The organism is Mesorhizobium sp. M1D.F.Ca.ET.043.01.1.1 (assembly GCF_003952385.1).
Classification (GTDB): domain Bacteria; phylum Pseudomonadota; class Alphaproteobacteria; order Rhizobiales; family Rhizobiaceae; genus Mesorhizobium.
Genome location: NZ_CP034444.1, coordinates 2,882,643 through 2,901,878, shown reverse-complemented (window position 1 = coordinate 2,901,878; position 19,236 = coordinate 2,882,643). Strand labels below are relative to the sequence as shown.

The window sequence follows — 19,236 nt, the reverse complement described above, 5'->3', positions numbered from 1 at the left end:
GAGATTTCCATGACCCTTCGTTTCGGCATCCTCGTGTTCCCCAATGTCCAGCAGCTCGACCTCACCGGACCTTACGAAGTCCTTGCATCGGCGAAGGGCGCCGAGGTGGAATTGATCTGGAAGGATCGCAATCCGGTGACGTCGTCGACGCGATTGTCCCTCAACCCGACGGCGACCTTCGACGATTGCCCACCTCTCGACGTGCTGTGCGTTCCGGGCGGGGGAGGCGTCAACGCGCTGCTGGAGGACCAGGCGGTCCTCGATTTCGTGCGGCAGCGCGCGGTTGAGGCCCGCTATGTCACCTCGGTGTGCAGCGGCGCCCTGGTGCTCGGCGCGGCCGGGCTGCTCAAGGGCAAGCGGGCAACCACGCATTGGTACGCGCATGATTTCCTTGAAGAGTTCGGCGCGATTCCCGTCGATGCGCGCATCGTGGAGGACGGCAATCTGATCACCGCCGGCGGCGTCACGTCCGGGATCGATTTCGGCCTGGTGCTGGTCGCGAGGCTCCTCGGTCAGGCCGAAGCGGAAGTCGTGCAGCTCTCGCTCGAATATGCTCCTGCCCCTCCTTTCCGTTCGGGCACGCCCGCCGAGGCTTCGCCGGCTGTCCTGGCCGAGGCGAAGGAGCGGCTATCGGCTTCGCGACGGGTTCGCGAGAAGATGTTCGCGCGCTGGCGCGAGGCTCGCGCGGCCGCCACGCCGGCACGTATCCGTGCCTGAAATCCGAGTGACCGAACGGTGCTGCTGCGCGCCGTTCGGTCTTGTCTCGATTTCGGCTGTTGACTCCCCATCCGCTCTGTGCAGAAATTGGTTGGACCATTGAACCACTTTAGGCCCAACCGGCGTGACAGACAGCCTCCCGCCCATCCAGACGACGGCCCGCGATGACGCGGTGCTGAAGGCGTTGGCCGGCTTTGTCCGGCAGGAGGCACTGGGCCCCGGCGAAAAGCTCCCGACTGAACGAATTCTGGCCGAACGCCTGAAGGTCAGCCGCAACACGGTGCGCGAGGCGCTGACGCGCTGGGAGGGGCTGGGCCTCGTCGAGCGGCGGCAGGGCTCAGGCACCTATCTCAAGGCGGCCGTCTCGCCCGACATGCTGCACATGCCGCTGACGCTTGCGGGCGGCAACGACTTCGCCGGCCTGATGCGCACGCTGGAGATCCGCCGCGCTCTGGAGGCCGAGGCTGCCGCACTTTGCGCCATCCGCGCCGGCAAGGCCGAGATCGCCGAGATCGAGCGCAAGCTCGACATCATGGAAGAGGCCTTCCGCACCCGCGCCGGCATGTCGTCGGAGGAGGACTGGGAGTTCCACCAGGCGGTCTATCGCGCCTCCGGCAATCCGCTGTTCGAGCAGATCATCGCCGCCATGCACGAGCTGTTCCATCGCTTCTGGGAACATCCGCTCGGTGTGCGCGACTTCGGCCACGCCAGCTTTCCCTATCACCGCACCATCTTCGACTGCATCGCCGCGCATGATCCCGAGGGGGCCCGTGCCGAGGCGCTGAAGCTGATGGCCACCGTCGAGGACGACCTGAAGCGCGGCGCTGCCAACCTCAAACTTTCGGACCGCAAATGAACGAGCACCCCGCCGCCTTCGATCCGGCTTCCCTGGCCAGCGACTATCTCGGCGAGGCGGCGACGCTTCTCGCCCATGACGATCCGTTCCCCGGCGGCGCGGTGGTGCCGCCGATCTACCAGACCTCGTTGTTCACATTCGACAATTATGCCGACATGGCCGACACCTTCGCCGGCCGTCGCCGCCAGCCGATCTATTCGCGCGGCGACAATCCGACGGTGATGGAATTCGAGGCGCGCGTCGCGGCCTTGGAAGGCGCTGAAGCCGCGCGCGGCTTCTCCAGCGGCATGGCGGCGATCAGCGCCACGGTGCTTGCCTTCGTCGGCGCCGGCGAGCGGATCGTTGCCGTGCGCAATTGCTACGGCGACGCCTACCGGCTGTTCGAGCGGCTGTTCCCGCGCTTGCAAATCAAGGTCGACTATGTCGACGGCTCCGATCCCGACGCGGTCGCCGCGGCCCTTCCCGGCGCCAAGCTGCTCTATCTCGAGAGCCCTACCTCGATGATGTTCGAGCTGCAGGACATTGCGCATCTGACGCGGTTGGCGAAGGAGCAGGGGATCATCACCACGATCGACAATTCCTGGGCCACGCCTGTGTTCCAGAAGCCGATTTCGCACGGCGTCGACCTGGTGCTGCATTCGGCCTCGAAATATCTCGGCGGCCACAGCGACACGGTCGCCGGCGTGGTGGCGGGCTCGGCCGCGCATATCAGGCACATCAACGAGCAGACCTACTCCTCGCTCGGCGGCAAGCTGTCGCCCTTCGAAGGCTGGCTGCTGCTGCGCGGCCTGCGCACGCTGCCGCTCAGATTGCCGCATCACATGAAGAGCGGGCTGACGCTCGCCGAGCGCCTCAAGGCGCATGGCAAGGTCGAGCGGGTCAACCACCCCGTCTATTCCAATCATCCCGGCAAAAAAACATTAGCCGGCTATGCTGGGCTGTTCTCCTTCGAGGTCACGGAGGATGTCGACATTCCGGCTTTCGTCGATGCGCTGAAGCTGTTCCGCATCGGCGTCAGCTGGGGCGGCCACGAAAGCCTGGTCGTGCCGGCAAAGGCCTCGCTGGAGCAGACGCCGGGTCTCAATTCGATGGCGCGCTTCGGCGTCAGCCCCCGAACCATCCGCTTCAATGTCGGATTGGAAAACGTCGAGGACCTCTGGGCCGACATCGCCCAGGCCTTCGACAAAGCAAAAAAATAATTGTTCAAAATGGGAGTCCTGAACATGAAAAGACTGACAATCATGCTTGCCGCCGTTGCCGGCCTGGCGATCTCCGCCGGAACCGCGCTGGCCGACACCACCGTCAAGATGGTCGAGGTCATCACCAGCCCGCCGCGCACCGAATTCCTGAAGAAGCAGATCGCCGAGTTCGAGCAGGCCAATCCCGGCATCAAGGTCGAGCTCGTCTCGCTGCCCTGGGGCCAGGCCTTCGAAAAATTCCTCACCATGGTGCAAGCCGGCGACACGCCCGACGTCGTCGAGATGCCGGAGCGCTGGATGGGCCTCTATGCCAACAATGGCCAACTCGAGGATCTCGGCCCCTACATGGCCAAATGGGACGACGCCAAGACGCTCGGCGACCGCGCCAAGCAGTTCGGCTCGACCGTCAACAACACCCAGTTCATGATCCCTTACGGCTACTATGTGAACGCGCTGTTCTGGAACAAGAAGCTGTTCAAGGAAGCGGGCCTCGACCGGCCGCCGGCGACGCTTGACGAGTTCGTCGAATTCTCGAAGAAGATCTCGGCCATTCCCGGCAAATACGGCTACTGCCTGCGCGGCGGCCCCGGCGCCTTCAACGGCATGCACATGTTCATGAACATCGCCGACGGCAAGGGCGGCTATTTCAGCGAGGACGGCACCTCGACCATCAACGACGAGGGCTCGGTCAAGGGCCTGCAGATGCTGGCCGACATGTACAAGAACGGCCTGGCGCCGAAGGATGCCGTGAGCTGGGGCTTCAACGAGACGGTGACCGGCTTCTATTCCGGCACCTGCGCCATGCTCAACCAGGATCCCGACGCATTGCTCGGCATCGCCGACAAGATGAGCGCCGACGACTTTGCCGTCGCGCCGCTCCCCGTTGGCCCGAGCGGCAAGTCCTATCCGACGCTGGGCTATGCCGGCTGGGCGATGTTCGCCAACTCCCAGCACAAGGACGAGGCCTGGAAGCTGATGGCGACGCTCTTGTCGCCCAAGGACAATCTGGAATGGGCCAAGGAAGTCGGCGTCGTCCCGATCCACAACGGCGCCGACCAGGACGCCCATTTCAAGACCGAGCAGTTCAAGGGCTGGTTCACCGAGCTCAGCGACAGCTCCAAATATGAAATGGTGACGCCGCCGACCCATCTGGAGAACCTCGGCAACTTCGTCGACCAGGTGGCGATCAAGAACTTCCAGGAAGTGCTGCTCGGCCAGAAGCCGGCCAAGCAGGTGGCCGACGAATGGGCGGCGTTCCTGACCAAGGAGCAGCAGGCCTGGCTGGCCAAGAACAAGAAGTGACGCCTTCTTTGCCTTCTCCCCGCTTGCGGGGAGAAGGTGTCACGAAGTGACGGATGAGGGGCAGCGCCGAATTCTGCGAGATTGGCTCCGCCCCTCATCTGCCTGCCCTCCTTCGCAGCAGCTGCGCCGCTGCTACGGAGGGTGAACCGGCATCTTCTCCCCGTAAACGGGGAGAAGAGCGCTGTCGCCAATGCCGCCTCCACCCACCACCGCGAGCACCGTATGACCTACGCAGTGTCCGAAATCCGATCCGCCGCTCGGCCGCGCAAGAAGCGGCTGAGCAAGGCCGCGATCGAGCCCTGGCTCTATCTTTCGCCGGCTATCGTCCTGCTGGTCGTGGTGCTGCTGGTGCCGCTGGTCATCGGCATCAGCTATTCGTTTCGCAAATTCTCAGCCTTCAAGTCGGAGTATGTCGGCCTCGGCCAGTACCAGGCGATGCTCTCGGATCAGGTGCTCGGCCAGGCGCTGATCAACACGCTCTGGTGGACCGTCGCCAGCCTGTTCTTCCAGTTCTTCCTCGGGCTTGGCCTGGCGCTGCTGCTCGACAAGCCGTTCTATGGCCGCAAGGTCGTGCAGGCCGTTGTGTTCCTGCCCTGGGCGGTGCCGTCCTTCCTCTCGGGCCTTACCTGGGCCTGGCTGTTCAACCCGATCATCGGGCCGCTGCCGCATTGGCTCTATGCCCTTGGCCTGAAGGCCGAGCCGACCAATGTGCTCTCCGATCCCGCCACCGCCATGTGGGGGCCGATCGTCGCCAACATCTGGTTCGGCATACCCTTCTTCGCCATCACGCTGCTGGCGGCGCTGAAGTCGATCCCCTCAGAGCTGCATGAGGCCGCCGCCATCGACGGTGCTTCGCCGTGGCAGCGCTTCACCAAGGTGACGCTGCCGTTCCTGGCGCCGACCATCGTCATCACCGTGATGCTGCGCACCATCTGGATCGCCACCTTCGCCGATCTGATCTTCGTCATGACCGAAGGCGGGCCGGCAGGCTCGACCAGCACGGTGCCGGTCTACATCTATGTCAGCGCCTTCAAGTCGCTCGACAAGGGGTACGCATCGGCGGTCGCGGTGCTGCTCTTGGTGCTGCTGATCGCCTACGCCATCGGGCTGATCGCCATCCGCCGCACGCTCGTGAGGCACGTCTGATGATCGCCGGTCGCTCCACCTCCTCGCGCATCGCCGGCGGCGTCGGCCTCTACACGGCGATCGCGGCTTACGTGATCTTCGCGCTGTTCCCGATCTTCTGGACGCTGAAGATCTCGGTGACGCCCGAGCGGCTGCTCTATTCCGAAGGCATCACCTTCTGGCCGTCCGAGATGACGTTTCAGAACTTCGTCACCGTGCTGGAGGCCTCCGATTTCCCGCGCTATTTTCTGAACAGCGTCATCGTCTCGGTGTCGACGGCGGCGCTCGTCACCGTCATCGCCACGCTTGCCGGCTATGCGATGTCGCGCTTCGCGTTCCGCGGCAAGGCGACGCTGGCCATCCTGCTGCTGCTGACCCAGACCTTCCCGCTGGTCATGGTCATCCCGCCGATCTACCGCATCATGGGCGATCTCGGCCTGACCAACAGCCTGACCGGGCTGATCATCATCTACACGGCCTTCAACACCGCCTTCGCCACCTTCCTGATGCAGTCCTTCTTCGACGGCATTCCGAAGGACCTGGAGGAGGCGGCGATGATCGACGGCTGCACGCGCGCCCAGGCCATGCGCAGGGTGATCGTGCCGCTCACCTTGCCGGGCATGGGGGCCACGCTCGGCTTCGTCTTCACCGCCGCCTGGAGCGAATTGCTGTTCGCGCTGATGCTGATTTCCAGCGACGCGCAGAAGACCTTCGCCGTCGGGCTGCTCACCTTCATCGGCAAGTTCGCGGTGGACTGGGGGCAGATGATGGCCGCCTCCATCCTGGCGCTGATCCCGGTCTGCATCTTCTTCGCCTTCCTGCAACGCTATCTCGTCACCGGCCTCACCGCCGGCGCGGTAAAAGGATAATCGATGGCTTCCGTCACGCTGCAACATGTCGAGAAGGACTATGGCTCGCTGCGCATCCTGCACGGCGTCGACCTCGAGATCGCCGACGGCGAGTTCGTCGTGCTGGTCGGCCCGTCCGGCTGCGGCAAGTCCACGCTGCTGCGCATGATCGCCGGGCTGGAAGAGGTCACCGGCGGCGAGATCCGCATCGGCGAGCGGCTTGTCAACGACGTTGCGCCGAAGGACCGCGACATCGCCATGGTGTTCCAGTCCTACGCGCTCTACCCGCATATGGACGTCTCCTCCAACATGGGCTTCAGCCTGATGCTGAAGAAGGCCGAGAAGACGACGATCGACGGCAGGGTCGGCGCCGCCGCCAAGCGGCTCGGCCTGGAAAGCTTCCTCGGCCGCCTCCCGCGCCAGCTCTCTGGCGGTCAGCGCCAGCGCGTCGCCATGGGCCGCGCCATTGTGCGCGACCCGAAAGTGTTCCTGTTCGACGAGCCGCTGTCCAACCTCGACGCCAAGCTGCGCGTCCATATGCGGGCCGAGATCAAGGCGCTGCATCAGCAGCTCAAGACCACATCGGTCTATGTCACGCATGATCAGGTGGAAGCGATGACGATGGCCGACCGCATCGTCGTCATGCACGACGGCTATGTGCAGCAGGTCGGCCATCCGCTGGAGCTCTACGACCGCCCGGCCAACACTTTCGTCGCCGGCTTCATCGGCTCTCCCGGCATGAACTTTTTGCCGGCGAAGGTAGCCAAGGCCGGCAAGGTGGATGCGGTGCTCGCCGACGGCCAGAAGTTGCGGCTGCCGGACGGCCTGCCTTTGAAGGACGGCGATGCGCTCACCATTGGGCTCCGGCCTGAGCACATCAGGCTCGCCGACGACGGCGCGCTAGAAGGTGAGGTCGAAGTCGTCGAGCCGCTCGGCCTGTCGACGCAGTTCTATGTCCGGTTCGCCAACCAGCAGATCTGCGTCTTCGTCATGGGCCGCAGTGATGTGCGGCCGGGCGACGCCATCCGCCTCGCCGCCGATCCGGCCTCGTTGCATCTGTTCGATCCGAAGAGCGGCGACCGGATAGCCTAGCTGCCGGGTCGATGCGAGGCTTGCTGGTAGGCTAAAATCGTTCCCGTTGATTCGTCTCGGGCAAGGAACGGCATGAGCAAGGCCCTCGGCACATTCGCATTGGTCACGATCCTGAGCGCCTTGCTGATGGCGTTCTCCCTCGCGGTCGCCAGGCACGGCTATCCCCAGGGCGCCTTCGGCGTGAAGCGTCTTGACGGCATCGCCGACGCGGGATCCTTCCTCGCCGTCGCCGCCATCTATTTCTTCAGCGCGCTGCTGATGATGATCCTGCCCATCCGCGCCGCCGGCATTGTCCTCACCCATGCGGCCGACGCCATCTTCTGGGCGACGATCATGCTGTTCGCAACCATCGTCGGTTCGCTTCTCGCCCGGTGGGCCTTCGGTCAGCACGACGTGATCTGGGCGCTTCTCAACTGGCGCTTCCTCTTCGTCGCGGCGATCGTCGCCGCACATCTCACCATGAACGAGCTTCGCCGCAACATCCTGCTCAGAAGCCTGTTCTTCGTCATCTTCGCCGCGGCAACGCTCGCCTGCCTGTTCTGGTCGTTCTCCGTCTGAGGCCCACCACATCGTGACAGGTGGTCGCGGACGGGCTCGATGGACTTCCACCGCCGCGTGCCTACCTTTATCGAAAGCGCCCGGGTAGACCTTTCGGCAGACAATGCGTATATCATTTGTCTGACAAATGACCGGCGCTTTGCCGCCCCAGCCATCTCGAACAAACAAGCCAATCTCGAACAAACAAGCCAATATCGAAGGAATGAAGATGACCGTGCTCCGCAAGAACCTGATCGACGGCGAGTGGCTGGGCGAGGCCGGCTCGCGCAACATCAATCCCTCGAACACCAATGACGTCGTCGGCGAATACGCCTCGGCCGGGCCGGAGGAAGCAAAACAGGCCATCGCCGCCGCCAAGGCGGCCTTTCCGGCCTGGTCGCGCTCTGGGCCGCTGGCACGCCACGCCGTGCTGAAGAAGACCTCCGACGAGATCATGGCGCGCAAGGACGAGATCGGCCGGTCTCTCGCACGCGAGGAAGGCAAGACGCTGGCCGAGGGCGTCGGCGAGACCATCCGGGCGGCGCAGATATTCGATTTCTTCGCCGGCGAGACGCTGCGCCTGTCGGGCGAGTTGGTGCCGAGCGTGCGGCCGGGCGTCGGTGTCGAGATGACGCGCGAAGGGGTCGGCGTCGTCGGCATCATCACGCCGTGGAATTTCCCCATCGCCATCCCCGCCTGGAAGATTGCGCCTGCGCTCGCCTACGGCAACACGATCGTCTTCAAGCCGGCGGAACTGGTTCCCGAAAGCGCCTGGACAATCGTCGATATCCTGCATCGCGCCGGCCTGCCCAAGGGCGTGCTGAACCTCGTCATGGGCAAGGGCTCGGTGGTCGGCCAGGCCATGCTCGATAGCCCCGATGTCAACGCCATCTCCTTCACCGGTTCGGTCGGCACGGGAAAGCGCGTCGCCGCGGCAAGTGTGGAGCATATGCGCAAGTTCCAGCTCGAGATGGGCGGCAAGAACCCGCTCGTCGTGCTTGACGACGCGGACCTTGGCACGGCCGTCGACTGTGCCGTCAACGGCGCCTATTTCTCCACCGGACAGCGCTGCACGGCGTCCTCGCGCCTGATCGTCACCGAAGGCATCCACGACCGCTTCGTCGATGCGGTGAAGGAGCGGCTCGACAAGCTCGTCATCGGTGACGCGCTGGACGCCAAGACGCAGATCGGTCCCGTCGTCGACCAGACCCAGCTGAAGCAGGACGAGGACTACATCGCCATCGGCCGCCAGGAAGGCGCCGAGCTTGCCTTCGGCGGCGACCGGCTGGAGCGCGAGACGCCCGGCTTCTATCTGCGGCCGGCGCTGTTCCTCGGCTCGACCAACGCCATGCGCATCTCGCGCGAGGAGATTTTCGGCCCGGTCGCCAACGTCATCCGCGTCAAGGATTATGACGAGGCGCTGGCTGTGGCCAACGACACGCCGTTCGGACTGACGTCCGGCATCTGCACGACGAGCCTGAAGCACGCGACGCATTTCAAGCGCAATTCCGAGGCCGGCATGGTGATGGTCAACCTGCCGACGGCGGGCGTCGACTTCCACGTGCCGTTCGGCGGCCGCAAGGGCTCGAGCTACGGTCCGCGCGAGCAGGGGCGCTATGCCATGGAGTTCTACACCACCGTGAAGACGGCCTATACGTTTGCCGGCTGACGGGCAAGGTCGATGACGTCCGACCTTGTCGGAATGACCTGGCTCAACCCGCCGCCGCACCATGTGTTCGGCGACGGGACGCTCCATGTCCGCACCAGCAAGGAGACCGATTTCTGGCGCGAAACCTTCTACGGCTTCCGGCGCGGCAACGGCCACTTCCTCTACCAGCCGGTCGAGGGGGACTTCAGCGCCGAGGTCACCGTCAAGGGTGAGTACAAGGTGCTTTACGATCAGGCCGGGCTGATGCTGCGCCTGAGCGAAACGCACTGGATCAAGGCCGGGATCGAATACACGGATGGCCTCGCCTATTTTTCCGTCGTCGTCACCAACGACAGGTCCGACTGGTCGCTGGTCGCCATTCCCGCGGACCCGGACGGCGTGCGGATCCGTCTCACCCGCCACGCCGAGGCGATCCGCATTCAATATCGGGATGCCGCGGACGGCCGTTGGAAACCGGTGCGGCTGGCCTGGTTCCCGACCTCCAGGACCGTCGATGTCGGCATGATGTGCTGCTCGCCGCAGCGCGAAGGCTTCGAGGTGATGTTTTCCGGCTTCACGATCGGTCCGCCGATTTCCAGGGAATTGCACGACTGATATCGGGGTTGTGGACAAACCGCCTACCCCTTTCCCGATTGCCCATCGAAGCATAAGAACAAAAGGATCGACTGGGCGGAAGGGGGCCGATGCCGTCGAAAGCACCGCTCATCCTGTTCTACACGCGCGTCTTCGACAAGCCGGCTGACATCGCGGCTGCGCCGGCCTGTGCCGTTCCGGCCGAGTGGACCAACGACCGCAGGCGGCTCTCGGAGGCCGACGCCGTGGTCTTCCATCTGCCGAATTCTCGCGAGATCGGCGACGCCCGCAAATATCCCGGCCAGCTTTGGGTGGCGTGGTCGATGGAAAGCGTTGTGAACTACCCATGCATGGCCGATGCCGCCTTCATGCGGAACTTCGACATCACGATGACCTACGAATCCGGATCGGACGTCTGGACGCCGTACCTTCCGGACGCCGGCTGGTGGGAAGCCGCGCGCAAGGCGCCGATCCTGCCCAAGACTGGGACCACGGCGGCGGTGCATTTTCAGTCCTCCGATATCAATCGAAGTGGGCGCGCCGCCCTTATCGAGGAACTGTCACGGAGCATCGGCGTCGATCGCTACGGCAAGTTCAATCCCAACAGGCATATCGAGGGTCCGGACCTCGGCCGGCAAACCAAGCTCGAGACCATCGGCCGTTATCCTTTTTGCCTGGCGCTTGAGAATTCGATCGCACCGGACTACGTCACCGAGAAGATGTTTGATCCGCTGGAGGCCGGGACTGTGCCGGTCTATCTCGGCGCGCCCAACGCCGCCGAATTCGTCCCCGACAATTCCTACATCGACGCCGCGTCCTTCCGCACACCGGCGGAGCTGGCGGCCTACCTTCGCCATCTCATCGAAACACCGCCGGCCTATGAAGCCTATCTGGCCTGGCGATCACGGCCGCTGCCCGATCGGTTGGCGGAGCGACTTGGCGAGATCGAGACGCCGTTGCGCTGCCGGCTCGCTCAACTCGTCGGTCAACGTCTCCAGCACGACACGGGCCGGGTGACGGGCAGGCCATCCCTGCCGTTTGGCGCTCGAGCGTTCCTGCGGACCCGCTTGCGACGCTGGAGGGCTGCCCGGCGCGGCCGGCCGTTCTGAGACGGGCGCTTACCCGGCTCGCATTCGACCGGCTTGGGCTGTCCGATCACGGGTTGAAGGCGGCTCGTGGCGGGCGTCAGCGGGGCGTGCCGTCCAGCCCCAACCCGTGGCGAACCGCGTCGCGGATCGCTTGCGGCCCGAAACGGGACCAGGCGGAGGCATGGGCTTGCGCTCGCAAGCGGTTCATGCCCGCCTTGTCGGAACAGAGCCCTCCCGCAAACTGGTCGCCGGGCCGCACGCCGCCGGTCCATAGATGGTCCGAAGTCTGGAGCGGTTCACCGTCTCACGGAAACGGCGGGCTGCTCTAACTATTTGTTTCTATGCAACTCCGGACGGAAAACCGTTTACACACTTTTCCTGGAATGCTCCAGATTTCCATCCGATGCCGAATTGCAGGAACAATCTGCGGCTCGGGTGACGCGTTTAGGCTGCGCCGCCGCCCCATTCCGGCCTTTTCGCCATGCAACAAGCCTCCGGCGGCCGTCCCTTCCGCCCGTGACAACATTTGCGGTTGAGCCGCGGGCGATTGGGCGATAGGTTATGCTGCAGTGCACAATGCATCCGGCCGGGCAGCACGTCGGCTTTGGGCCGGCTACCACACGCTGAACGCTCCAAGGCTCAACGGACAAAAGATCCGGCATGAAGATTCCGAAATCCATTCTGCTCGATCCTGAGGCTAACAAGGCCTACGGCGCCTTTGCCGTTGCGGTTTCCGTCTTTGCCTTCGCGTATTCGAGCAGTTTCGGCCAGATCCTGATCCTTGCCTACTACGCGGTCTGGCTGCCGCTGCTCTTCGTCGACTACAGGCGCTTCACCTGGAAGCTCTCATACGCCTGGCTGCCGATGCTCTTCGCGGCTTATGTCTGCCTGTCTGTCTTCTGGTCGCAGGCTGCCGGGACCAGCGCGCGTGCGGCGGTGCAATATTCCTCGCACATCGTCTGCGCCTACATCGCGGCGCGCACCATCAGCGTGCGGACGCTGGTGCTGGGCTCGTTGATCGGCATCTTCTTCGTCCTGCTCTATTCATTGAAAGTCAACGCTTACGCACTCGACATCATCGACGGCACCTTCAATTTCGTCGGCGCCTTCGCCTCGAAGAACCAGGTCGGTTTCTTCTCGTCGCTCGGCATCTTCTTGTCCGTCGTCTTCCTGATGTTCTACCGGCGCAACTGGCTGAGCTTCTTGTGGACCGCGCCGATCATCCTGATGTCGGCATACATGCTGGCGATCGCCCATTCGGCGACATCGGTCGCCTCGCTGCCGGCGGTGCTCGGCATCGTCATCTTGCTCACCATGAGCAGGGTCCTGTCGCGGCGCTACCGCCGCGTGCTGTTCGTGGTGGGCGGCGGCGCCCTGGTGGGCGGCGTCGTGGCCGCGCTGAACCTTGGTCTGCTGGACGTCGTGCTCGGCATCTTCGGCAAGGATTCGACGCTGACCGGCCGCACCTATCTCTGGCAGCAGGGCTGGGAGGCGGCGCAACTGCATCCGCTGCTCGGCTACGGCTATGCCGCCTATTGGGTGCAGGGTTTCGCCGATCCGGAACGTTTGTGGGCGGAATTCTACATCACCACCCGCACCGGCTTCCACTTCCACAACACTTATATCGAGACCTTGGTCGAGATCGGCTTCGTCGGCGTCGCCATGCTGGCATTTGTCATCCTGCGCGCCTTCTACGGCCATATATCGAAGGTGGTGTTCGGCGTCTGGAACGCCGATTCGGTGGTGCTCGCCGGCGCCGTCGGGCTGATGCTGATCCGCTCCTTCTTCGAGGTCGAGATTCTCGGCCCTTACTTCATGGCCTCCTTCATCGTCTATTACGGCCTGTTCAAGCTGAGCCCGATGCCGGTCGCCCGGCGACGGCGGGTTGCCATTCCGGCCCAGGATGAAAAGCCGGCCGCCGGCCACATGCCGGCCCCGGTCTGACCGAGGTCTCCGACAGCGGAGGCGCGGAACGAGGAGAAGCGACGCGGCGCAGACCCCGGGATTATGCCGTTACATCGAAGCCCGGCCAGCGGTCCAGAACTCCGCTCCGCTGCACCCCAAGCCAAGGTAACGGCACAATCCTTGGGTCTGCGCTCTGCGTCGCTACACCCAAGGAATGCGACGCCGAGAGCGGTTCAGCTTTTTCACCGAATCGGTGATCCGCTCTAAGCGTTTGTTTTTGCGCAATTCCCGACGGAAAACCGCTACGCACTTTTCCTGGGCTTGCTCTGGCTGGTGTGTAAACCAGTCTAAGCCACGGCCCGCGAGCGCTGCATTTGCCGCTGCAGGAAGCGGCGCACCGGCTCGTCATAAATGCGGGTGGCTATGTCGGCGATGACGATGACCGCGACGGCCATCAGAATTCCGAACCAGGGATGGTGCGAGAACGGGTCGACCGACACCGCCTTGCCGGCTCCGGCAATGATCATCAGCATCGGCGTGTGGATGATGTAGATCGGGTAGGAGATCCGCCCCAGCCAGCCATAGAAGCCAGCCAATCGCGGCGCGGTCGGCGCAACGGCGCCGGTCACCACCATGATCGGGAAGACGACGGCGAGGCAGGCGAGGTCATAGGCGACGCGCCCGGCAGCACCCGCCGGCGCGATGGCGAAGACGGCGAGCGTGAGCAGGATCGCGGCCTCGACCCACCAGCCGCGCCGCAGGAAGCCGAGACTGCCCTGGTAGCCCGCCATCGACCGGCACAAGAGCACGCCCAGGAAGAAGGAGAACGATACGCGCGGCAGCCCGCTGATGATGGTCTTGCCGGTCATGCCGAAATCGAGCGTTCCGATGACAACCGAGGCGACGATCAGCAGCGCGAGGCTGACGGCGATGAGCGCCGTCAGCACGCGCCGTGACATGAGGAAGAAGACGGCGACATAGGCGATGTTGACGACAAGCTCGAAGAACAGCGACCACGAAGCAGGGTTGAGCGGAAAGATCGTATGGTAGGCCTCGCCGATCAGCGGAATGAAGAACATGCCGGTCGTCAGCTGCATGCCGATTTCGGACAGCGGCATGTATTCGGCCGGCATCAGTCTGTTCTTGACCAGCAGGTAGAAGAAGCCGAGCAGCGTGCCGGCGAGATAGAGCGGATAAAGCCGGATCAGGCGAATGGCCACGAACGTGCCGAAGCCCATGCCGTTCTCGATCTTGCGGTCGTAAGCGTGGGCTATGACGAAGCCGCTGAGCAGGAAGAACAGGTCGACCGCGAGATAGCTCGAAGGCAGCACCTTGCCGTCGGCCAGGAACGGCGAGAAATGGTAGAGCATCACGCTGATCGCGGCCACGCCGCGAATGGCGTCGAGGTTGAGGTAGACGTGACGCGGAGCGGCGGGCTGCATTCTATGCCTTCAAGCGGTCCAGACAGATCGCTCGCCCGCGCCTTGGCGCGAACGAGCCTGACAAGTTCCTCCCGCCTCCATGACGCAGGCCCTGCCGAGCAAGCCCTGTGCGGACGGCGCTATTGGCTGGCCATCGGCGCCAGCTTGACCTTGATCACGTCGCCCGGCAGCACCGGCGTGTCTTCCTTGGCCTGGACCTCGCTGGTCTTGCCATTGGCAACGCGCAGCAGCGAGTAGAGCAGGGTCGGTTCCTCGCTGCCGGTGATGGAAGCCATCGTCGCGGGGTCTGACGCCTGGGCGATCAGGCCCTTCTGCATGGCTGTCCTCAGCGTCGCCTCGTTCAGGTCGGCTTCGACCTGCTGCCGGCTGGCGGCCAGGTTGGAGTTGAGCGTGTTGCGGGCGTCGATGCCGTCCTGCTCGGCCTTGCTGATCGACTGCTTGGCGGTGAGGATGGCTGTTTCATAGTCCAGGATCTTGCCCTGCAGGTCGGCCACCGACTGTTTCGAATCGAGCAGCCGCGCATTGGCGACAAGGCCCTTCTGCGCCAGCGGACCGATGCTGGTGAGCTGCTGCTGCGCGAGATCCACCTGCTGCTGCTGGTTGGCGATCTTCTTCTCCAGCGATTCGATTTCGCCCTGCAGGACACCCTTCAGGTCGTCGAGCGCGTCCAGCTTCAGCTTCAGCGCCTTCTGGTCGGCCGTCAGAATCTGCATTTCGTCGGCGGCAATCGCCTGCACTCTCGGGTCGCCCTCCACCTCCTTCGGGATCTCGAAGCTGGTCTTGTCGGCCAGTTCCGCGTCGATGCGGGCGCGCTTGACGATCAGCCGCAGGCGCTGGTCGTCATAGATGTCGAAACTGCCCTTGGCGGTGACGAGGTCCTTGCCGAGCTGAGGGCCGTAGTCGGCGCTGCGCCGAATGCCGCCGGCGATGCTGACTGCTTTCAGCACCGTCAGGTCGGGCACATAGGGAAACTGGCCGGGATTCTGCACTTCACCCGAAATGTAGAATGGCCGGAACTGCGCCATTTCGACCGAGGCTTCGGGCTTGTCGGGCAGCGCCAGCTTGCGCTGCAGCGCAAGCCCGATCGCCGCCGCGACCTCCGACGTCGTCTTGCCGGCAGCCTGCATCTCGCCGACGAAGGGCACCGAGAGCGTGCCGGCGGGGCCGACCGAATAGTCGCCATTGATGGCCGACCAGTCGCGGAACGTGCCATCGACCGTCTGCCACTCGGCGACGCGGATGTTGAGCTTGTCCTGGGGGCCGAGACGATAGTCTTCGGCCATCGCCATCTGCGGCGTCGCAAGACACATCACAAGCGCCGCGGCCGCAAAGCGGCTGGGCGCCCGGAAAAGGAGTCCGAAGGGGTGTTTTTTCAAATGAACGTTTCCGATCCGCGTTGGCCCCATCCGCCCGATGAGATCATTGCCGGACGCCTGCCCCGAGTTCGGCGGGGCAGGCCCGTCGGTCAATAGCTGCCGCGCGACATCCACACGGCAGGCACGGTCTTCACGATGATGCGAATGTCCTCGACCATCGACCAGTTCTCGACATAATGGCGATCGAAAGCGACGCGCGTGTCGTAGGAAACGTCGTTGCGTCCGCTTACCTGCCACAGCCCGGTGAGACCGGGGCGCGACTTCAGATAGTAGACGGCGGCGCTGCCGTAGATTTCGAGCTCGTCGCGCACGACCGGGCGCGGCCCGACCAGGCTCATGTCGCCCTGCAGGATGTTGATGATCTGCGGCAGCTCGTCGAGGCTGAGCTTCCGTAACACCTGGCCGACGCGCGTCACGCGCGGGTCGCTCTTCAGCTTGCGCGTCGCGGCCCATTCGGCGGCAGCGTCCGGATTGGAGGCCAGATGCGCGGCGAGCACCTTCTCGCCATCCTGAACCATGGTGCGGAATTTGAGGCAGGCGAAGATCCTGCCGCCGCGACCGATTCGCTTATGGCCGTAGAAGATCGGCCCGCGATCGGAAAGCTTGACCAGCAGGGCGACCATCAGGAAGAGCGGGCTGAGCAGAATCAGACCCGCCAGAGAACCGACGATATCGAAACTGCGTTTGAGCAGACCGCCGATGGGGGGTGGAAAATCAATGCCGGCGTGCGAAAAACCCGCGTTGGCCGACTTGGCGACGTCCCTCATTCAGAAGCTCCATACGTTGAACGGATGGTTTACGGCACGATATCAAAAAAATGCTGCAGCGCAACACACAATTTCCCATTCGCGTGAAATGTTCGCGTCATGAATTGACCAAATAATAAACCTGCCGTGCCCAAATTTTCGGCTTTGTGGCTTGTTTATGACAAGGTGAGAGAATTTTCGGGAAATGTAGTGCCGCTTTTGGGCTGTTTTTGGGCAGTGCATTCTTTGCTGCAGACGAACGCCGGTTGCAGAGCGTCAGAATCACTCGCTGCGGTAAGTTCTTCGCCTAAAATACTAATTAATGTTTGGGGTTCTACTGTCGGGGCTTCCGTTATGGTGAATAGGTGGCCATGCCGGAGTGTGCGTCGCAGCATGGTAGAGTCGATCCCGCAAAACCATTGGAAATCTCCTGCGCTTGGCCTTGCCGCGAAGGTCTCGCCTTAATAGAGTCGCAAACTGTTTCTGTCATAGTCTGGATGGGTCAGAAAGGCCGGAAGCAACCGGCCGAATTGGGCAGCCAGAAAATAGCTCTTTGGCGGAACGGGGAGTTACGCGGGTGGGTAAGTCAGTGCTTTTGCGCGTTCGTGCCGGTTGACGGGACGACGAGCATGTCTTTGCCAAAATTCATCGTCGGGATGATATTCGCGCTCGCGATCGTCGTCGGCTGGTCTTACTTCGAGGGCGCGTCGCTTGGCGCCATCGTCGTGCGTGCCGTGCTTTGCGCCGTCATCATTCAGCTGGGTTATTTCCTTCTGGTCTTCGCCATGATTGCCAGGAGCCGGCCGCTGCCCGCCGACAGGGCCCGAGAAGCCGACCGCGGGGTCAAGGTGGCCGAGGGCGAAAAGCTAACCGCCAGGCGCGGCAGCGTCCGCTGATCTTCCAGGCGGGCCCGGAACCGGCGCGTTGTCCGCCGGTTGCGCGATTCCCGGATCGGCCCCTTCGCCGGAGAGCATCCTGGCCAGACGGCTGCCCGACTTTGCCTTCAGCCGCTGATATTGCCCGACCTCGACGATACGCCCGTTCTCGATGGCCACGACCCAGTCGGCGAAAGCGATCATCGATGGCCGGTGCGCGATGGTGAGAATGGTCATCTGGCCGCGCAGTTCCTCGATCGATTGGGCGATCAGAGACTGATTCTGCCAGTCGAGCGCGCTCGTCGCCTCGTCGAGGATGAGCAGCGAGGGCTTGCGCAACAGCGCCCGTGCCAGTGCGATTCGCTGGCGTTCGCCGCCCGAGAGCCGGGCGCCGCGGTCGCCCACCACCGTTTCCAGCCGCCGGTCGAGCCGCTCGACGAAGTCGGCCACATGGGCTTTGCGAAGCGCCGCCCAAAGCGCCTCGTCACCGGCCTGCGGCGCGGCAAGGCGCAGATTGGCGGCGATCGTGTCATGCAGCAGGAACACATCCTGCGGCACGTAGGCCACCTGGTCGCGCCAGGCCCTGCGGTTCCCGGCGGTGATCTCGACGCCGTCTGCCAGGACCCTGCCCTCTGTCGGCTCGAGCAGCCCAAGCAGCATGTCGGCGATCGTGCTCTTGCCCGAGCCGGACGGGCCGATCAGCGCAGTCACCTTGCCGGCAGGAAGGCCGAAGGTGATGCCGCTCACCACCGGGTTGCCGTCGCCATAGGCGAGCGAGACATCGCGGATGTTGACGCCGCTGTCGAGCGACAGCCTTGCGTTCTGCGCCGCATCCCCCGGCTCCGTCTCGCGCTCGGCGTCGAAGCGCGCCTGCAGGGCCTGCATGGCGGTGTAGGCCGGCAGGTTGATCAGCACCTGCTGCGCCTGCACCTGCACGTCCATGAAACGCGGCGCGACCCGCATGAAGACCAAAAGCAGCACGACGATTTCCGCAAGCGACAGATGGAAGCGCACCAGCGCGACGTAGATGAACAGGCTGAGGCCGATGACGCTCGCCACCTGGAACAGCGCGGTGCCGATGGTGCTGTTGCGGACATAGGCAACGTTGTCCGCCTTCATCTTTTCGAGCGTCGCGCGGAGCTGCGCGAAATAGCTGGCCTCCACGTTCAGGCTCTTGGCCACCTTGATGCCGCCAAGGAACTCCGAAACCGTGCGGTACTGCTCCTGGCGGCTGGCGGTCAGCACGCGGCCATAGGCGGTGGCGCGCGCACGGAAGGGCTGCAGCGCAACGAACAGGATCACGCCGATGAGGATGGCGAAGGATGTCATCACCGGCGAGATGAACAGCGACACCACGAGGTAGCCGGCAAGCAGCAGCGCCGTCTGGGCGAGCATCAGCAGCGAGAAGGCCGCCGCCTGTACCCTGTCGATGTCGCCGGTCAGCGCGTGGTCGAGATCGGAGCTGCGCATGCGGGTGAAGACGCTCCAGCGCGCCTTGCCGATGCTCTCGAACAGGTTCATGCGCACGCGGTTGACGAAGTCGTAGAGCAGCCGCGCCATGTAGAGCGACTTGAAGCGGTTGAACATCGCCTGCAGCGCCACCAGGGCGACGAGCAGGCAGAGCACCGTCGCCAGCGACAGCGTACCGCCGGGCACCAGCCAGCGCAGGGCGCCCGGAACCCGCACGGCGAAATCCTGGTCGGCATTGCCGATCAGATGCAGGAGCGGGATCAAAAGCAGGATTGAGAGGCCTTCGGTCAGACTTCCGAGGATCAGGAAAACCAGCGCTGTCAGCGTGCGCTGCCCGCCGATATGCGCCATCACGCCGCCGAAACCGGCGACATCGCGCCAAAGCGGCAGGCGGAGTTTTGCGGACCAGGCCATGC

17 protein-coding genes are annotated in these 19,236 nt (G+C 63.9%); 13 read left to right on the top strand and 4 right to left on the bottom strand.

The window, feature by feature from the left end; all coding sequences use genetic code 11:
• Positions 1-9: 9 nt before the first annotated feature.
• The 12 genes from EJ067_RS14100 (at position 10) to EJ067_RS14045 (ending at position 12,950) form a co-directional block, all read left to right on the top strand.
• Positions 10-717 (top strand): DJ-1/PfpI family protein, encoded by a 708-nt coding sequence (locus EJ067_RS14100; protein ID WP_126086266.1) that lies wholly within the window; start codon positions 10-12, stop codon positions 715-717.
• A gap of 124 nt (positions 718-841) precedes the next feature.
• A complete protein-coding gene (locus EJ067_RS14095) occupies positions 842-1,573 on the top strand; it encodes a FadR/GntR family transcriptional regulator (protein ID WP_126086265.1) in 732 nt (243 codons plus the stop codon).
• On the top strand, positions 1,570-2,772 hold the full coding sequence (locus EJ067_RS14090) for a PLP-dependent transferase (RefSeq protein ID WP_126086264.1): 1,203 nt from the start codon (positions 1,570-1,572) through the stop codon (positions 2,770-2,772). Before EJ067_RS14095 ends, EJ067_RS14090 begins: the two co-directional genes overlap by 4 nt.
• A gap of 24 nt (positions 2,773-2,796) precedes the next feature.
• Positions 2,797-4,074: a sugar ABC transporter substrate-binding protein gene (locus tag EJ067_RS14085; protein WP_126086263.1), complete on the top strand. Its 1,278-nt coding sequence runs from the start codon at positions 2,797-2,799 to the stop codon at positions 4,072-4,074.
• A 222-nt stretch (positions 4,075-4,296) separates the two neighbouring features.
• Entirely contained in the window at positions 4,297-5,220 is a 924-nt protein-coding gene (locus tag EJ067_RS14080) for a sugar ABC transporter permease (protein WP_126086262.1), read from the top strand.
• Complete coding sequence (locus tag EJ067_RS14075; RefSeq protein WP_126086261.1) at positions 5,220-6,068, top strand: carbohydrate ABC transporter permease; 849 nt, start codon at positions 5,220-5,222, stop codon at positions 6,066-6,068. Before EJ067_RS14080 ends, EJ067_RS14075 begins: the two co-directional genes overlap by 1 nt.
• A 3-nt stretch (positions 6,069-6,071) precedes the next feature.
• Entirely contained in the window at positions 6,072-7,139 is a 1,068-nt protein-coding gene (gene ugpC, locus EJ067_RS14070; RefSeq protein ID WP_126086260.1) for a sn-glycerol-3-phosphate ABC transporter ATP-binding protein UgpC, read from the top strand.
• A 72-nt stretch (positions 7,140-7,211) separates the two neighbouring features.
• Positions 7,212-7,697: a hypothetical protein gene (locus tag EJ067_RS14065; protein WP_126086259.1), complete on the top strand. Its 486-nt coding sequence runs from the start codon at positions 7,212-7,214 to the stop codon at positions 7,695-7,697.
• Between the two features lie 208 nt (positions 7,698-7,905).
• Positions 7,906-9,345 (top strand): aldehyde dehydrogenase family protein, encoded by a 1,440-nt coding sequence (locus tag EJ067_RS14060; protein ID WP_126086258.1) that lies wholly within the window; start codon positions 7,906-7,908, stop codon positions 9,343-9,345.
• A 12-nt stretch (positions 9,346-9,357) separates the two neighbouring features.
• Positions 9,358-9,939 carry a DUF1349 domain-containing protein gene (locus EJ067_RS14055; RefSeq protein WP_126086257.1) on the top strand — a complete coding sequence of 194 codons (582 nt, stop codon included), beginning with the start codon at positions 9,358-9,360 and terminating at the stop codon, positions 9,937-9,939.
• An 89-nt stretch (positions 9,940-10,028) separates the two neighbouring features.
• On the top strand, positions 10,029-11,027 hold the full coding sequence (locus EJ067_RS14050) for a glycosyltransferase family 10 fucosyltransferase (protein WP_126086256.1): 999 nt from the start codon (positions 10,029-10,031) through the stop codon (positions 11,025-11,027).
• A gap of 639 nt (positions 11,028-11,666) precedes the next feature.
• On the top strand, positions 11,667-12,950 hold the full coding sequence (locus tag EJ067_RS14045; RefSeq protein WP_126086255.1) for an O-antigen ligase: 1,284 nt from the start codon (positions 11,667-11,669) through the stop codon (positions 12,948-12,950).
• A gap of 308 nt (positions 12,951-13,258) precedes the next feature.
• Here EJ067_RS14045 and EJ067_RS14035 read toward each other — a convergent pair whose 3' ends face one another.
• The 3 genes from EJ067_RS14035 to EJ067_RS14025 all read right to left on the bottom strand — a co-directional run bounded on the left by EJ067_RS14035 (position 13,259) and on the right by EJ067_RS14025 (position 16,496).
• The gene (locus EJ067_RS14035) at positions 13,259-14,353 is read right to left on the bottom strand and encodes an acyltransferase (RefSeq protein ID WP_126086253.1); all 1,095 of its coding nucleotides are present in this window, start codon (positions 14,351-14,353) and stop codon (positions 13,259-13,261) included.
• A 119-nt stretch (positions 14,354-14,472) separates the two neighbouring features.
• Entirely contained in the window at positions 14,473-15,663 is a 1,191-nt protein-coding gene (locus tag EJ067_RS14030; protein ID WP_126089616.1) for a polysaccharide biosynthesis/export family protein, read from the bottom strand.
• A 155-nt stretch (positions 15,664-15,818) separates the two neighbouring features.
• On the bottom strand, positions 15,819-16,496 hold the full coding sequence (locus tag EJ067_RS14025; RefSeq protein WP_126086252.1) for a sugar transferase: 678 nt from the start codon (positions 16,494-16,496) through the stop codon (positions 15,819-15,821).
• Between the two features lie 608 nt (positions 16,497-17,104).
• Between EJ067_RS14025 and EJ067_RS14020 the strand changes: the two genes are divergently transcribed.
• Positions 17,105-17,371, top strand: a complete 267-nt coding sequence (locus EJ067_RS14020; RefSeq protein ID WP_126086251.1) for an exopolysaccharide production repressor exox — start codon at positions 17,105-17,107, stop codon at positions 17,369-17,371.
• Here the strand turns inward: EJ067_RS14020 and EJ067_RS14015 are convergent.
• Positions 17,342-19,234: an ABC transporter ATP-binding protein gene (locus EJ067_RS14015; protein ID WP_126086250.1), complete on the bottom strand. Its 1,893-nt coding sequence runs from the start codon at positions 19,232-19,234 to the stop codon at positions 17,342-17,344. The genes EJ067_RS14020 and EJ067_RS14015 overlap by 30 nt on opposite strands.
• Between the last annotated feature and the right edge of the window lie 2 nt (positions 19,235-19,236).

What these genes read in the sequence shown, in the direction of transcription:
- EJ067_RS14100 (WP_126086266.1), top strand. Translation starts at nt 10, where the DNA reads ATGACCCTTCGTTTCGGCATCCTCGTGTTCCCCAATGTCCAGCAGCTC.
- EJ067_RS14090 (WP_126086264.1), top strand. Translation starts at nt 1,570, where the DNA reads ATGAACGAGCACCCCGCCGCCTTCGATCCGGCTTCCCTGGCCAGCGAC.
- EJ067_RS14085 (WP_126086263.1), top strand. Translation starts at nt 2,797, where the DNA reads ATGAAAAGACTGACAATCATGCTTGCCGCCGTTGCCGGCCTGGCGATC.
- EJ067_RS14080 (WP_126086262.1), top strand. Translation starts at nt 4,297, where the DNA reads ATGACCTACGCAGTGTCCGAAATCCGATCCGCCGCTCGGCCGCGCAAG.
- EJ067_RS14075 (WP_126086261.1), top strand. Translation starts at nt 5,220, where the DNA reads ATGATCGCCGGTCGCTCCACCTCCTCGCGCATCGCCGGCGGCGTCGGC.
- ugpC (WP_126086260.1), top strand. Translation starts at nt 6,072, where the DNA reads ATGGCTTCCGTCACGCTGCAACATGTCGAGAAGGACTATGGCTCGCTG.
- EJ067_RS14065 (WP_126086259.1), top strand. Translation starts at nt 7,212, where the DNA reads ATGAGCAAGGCCCTCGGCACATTCGCATTGGTCACGATCCTGAGCGCC.
- EJ067_RS14060 (WP_126086258.1), top strand. Translation starts at nt 7,906, where the DNA reads ATGACCGTGCTCCGCAAGAACCTGATCGACGGCGAGTGGCTGGGCGAG.
- EJ067_RS14055 (WP_126086257.1), top strand. Translation starts at nt 9,358, where the DNA reads ATGACGTCCGACCTTGTCGGAATGACCTGGCTCAACCCGCCGCCGCAC.
- EJ067_RS14050 (WP_126086256.1), top strand. Translation starts at nt 10,029, where the DNA reads ATGCCGTCGAAAGCACCGCTCATCCTGTTCTACACGCGCGTCTTCGAC.
- EJ067_RS14045 (WP_126086255.1), top strand. Translation starts at nt 11,667, where the DNA reads ATGAAGATTCCGAAATCCATTCTGCTCGATCCTGAGGCTAACAAGGCC.
- EJ067_RS14035 (WP_126086253.1), bottom strand. Translation starts at nt 14,353, where the DNA reads ATGCAGCCCGCCGCTCCGCGTCACGTCTACCTCAACCTCGACGCCATT.
- EJ067_RS14030 (WP_126089616.1), bottom strand. Translation starts at nt 15,663, where the DNA reads ATGTGTCTTGCGACGCCGCAGATGGCGATGGCCGAAGACTATCGTCTC.
- EJ067_RS14025 (WP_126086252.1), bottom strand. Translation starts at nt 16,496, where the DNA reads ATGAGGGACGTCGCCAAGTCGGCCAACGCGGGTTTTTCGCACGCCGGC.
- EJ067_RS14020 (WP_126086251.1), top strand. Translation starts at nt 17,105, where the DNA reads ATGTCTTTGCCAAAATTCATCGTCGGGATGATATTCGCGCTCGCGATC.
- EJ067_RS14015 (WP_126086250.1), bottom strand. Translation starts at nt 19,234, where the DNA reads ATGGCCTGGTCCGCAAAACTCCGCCTGCCGCTTTGGCGCGATGTCGCC.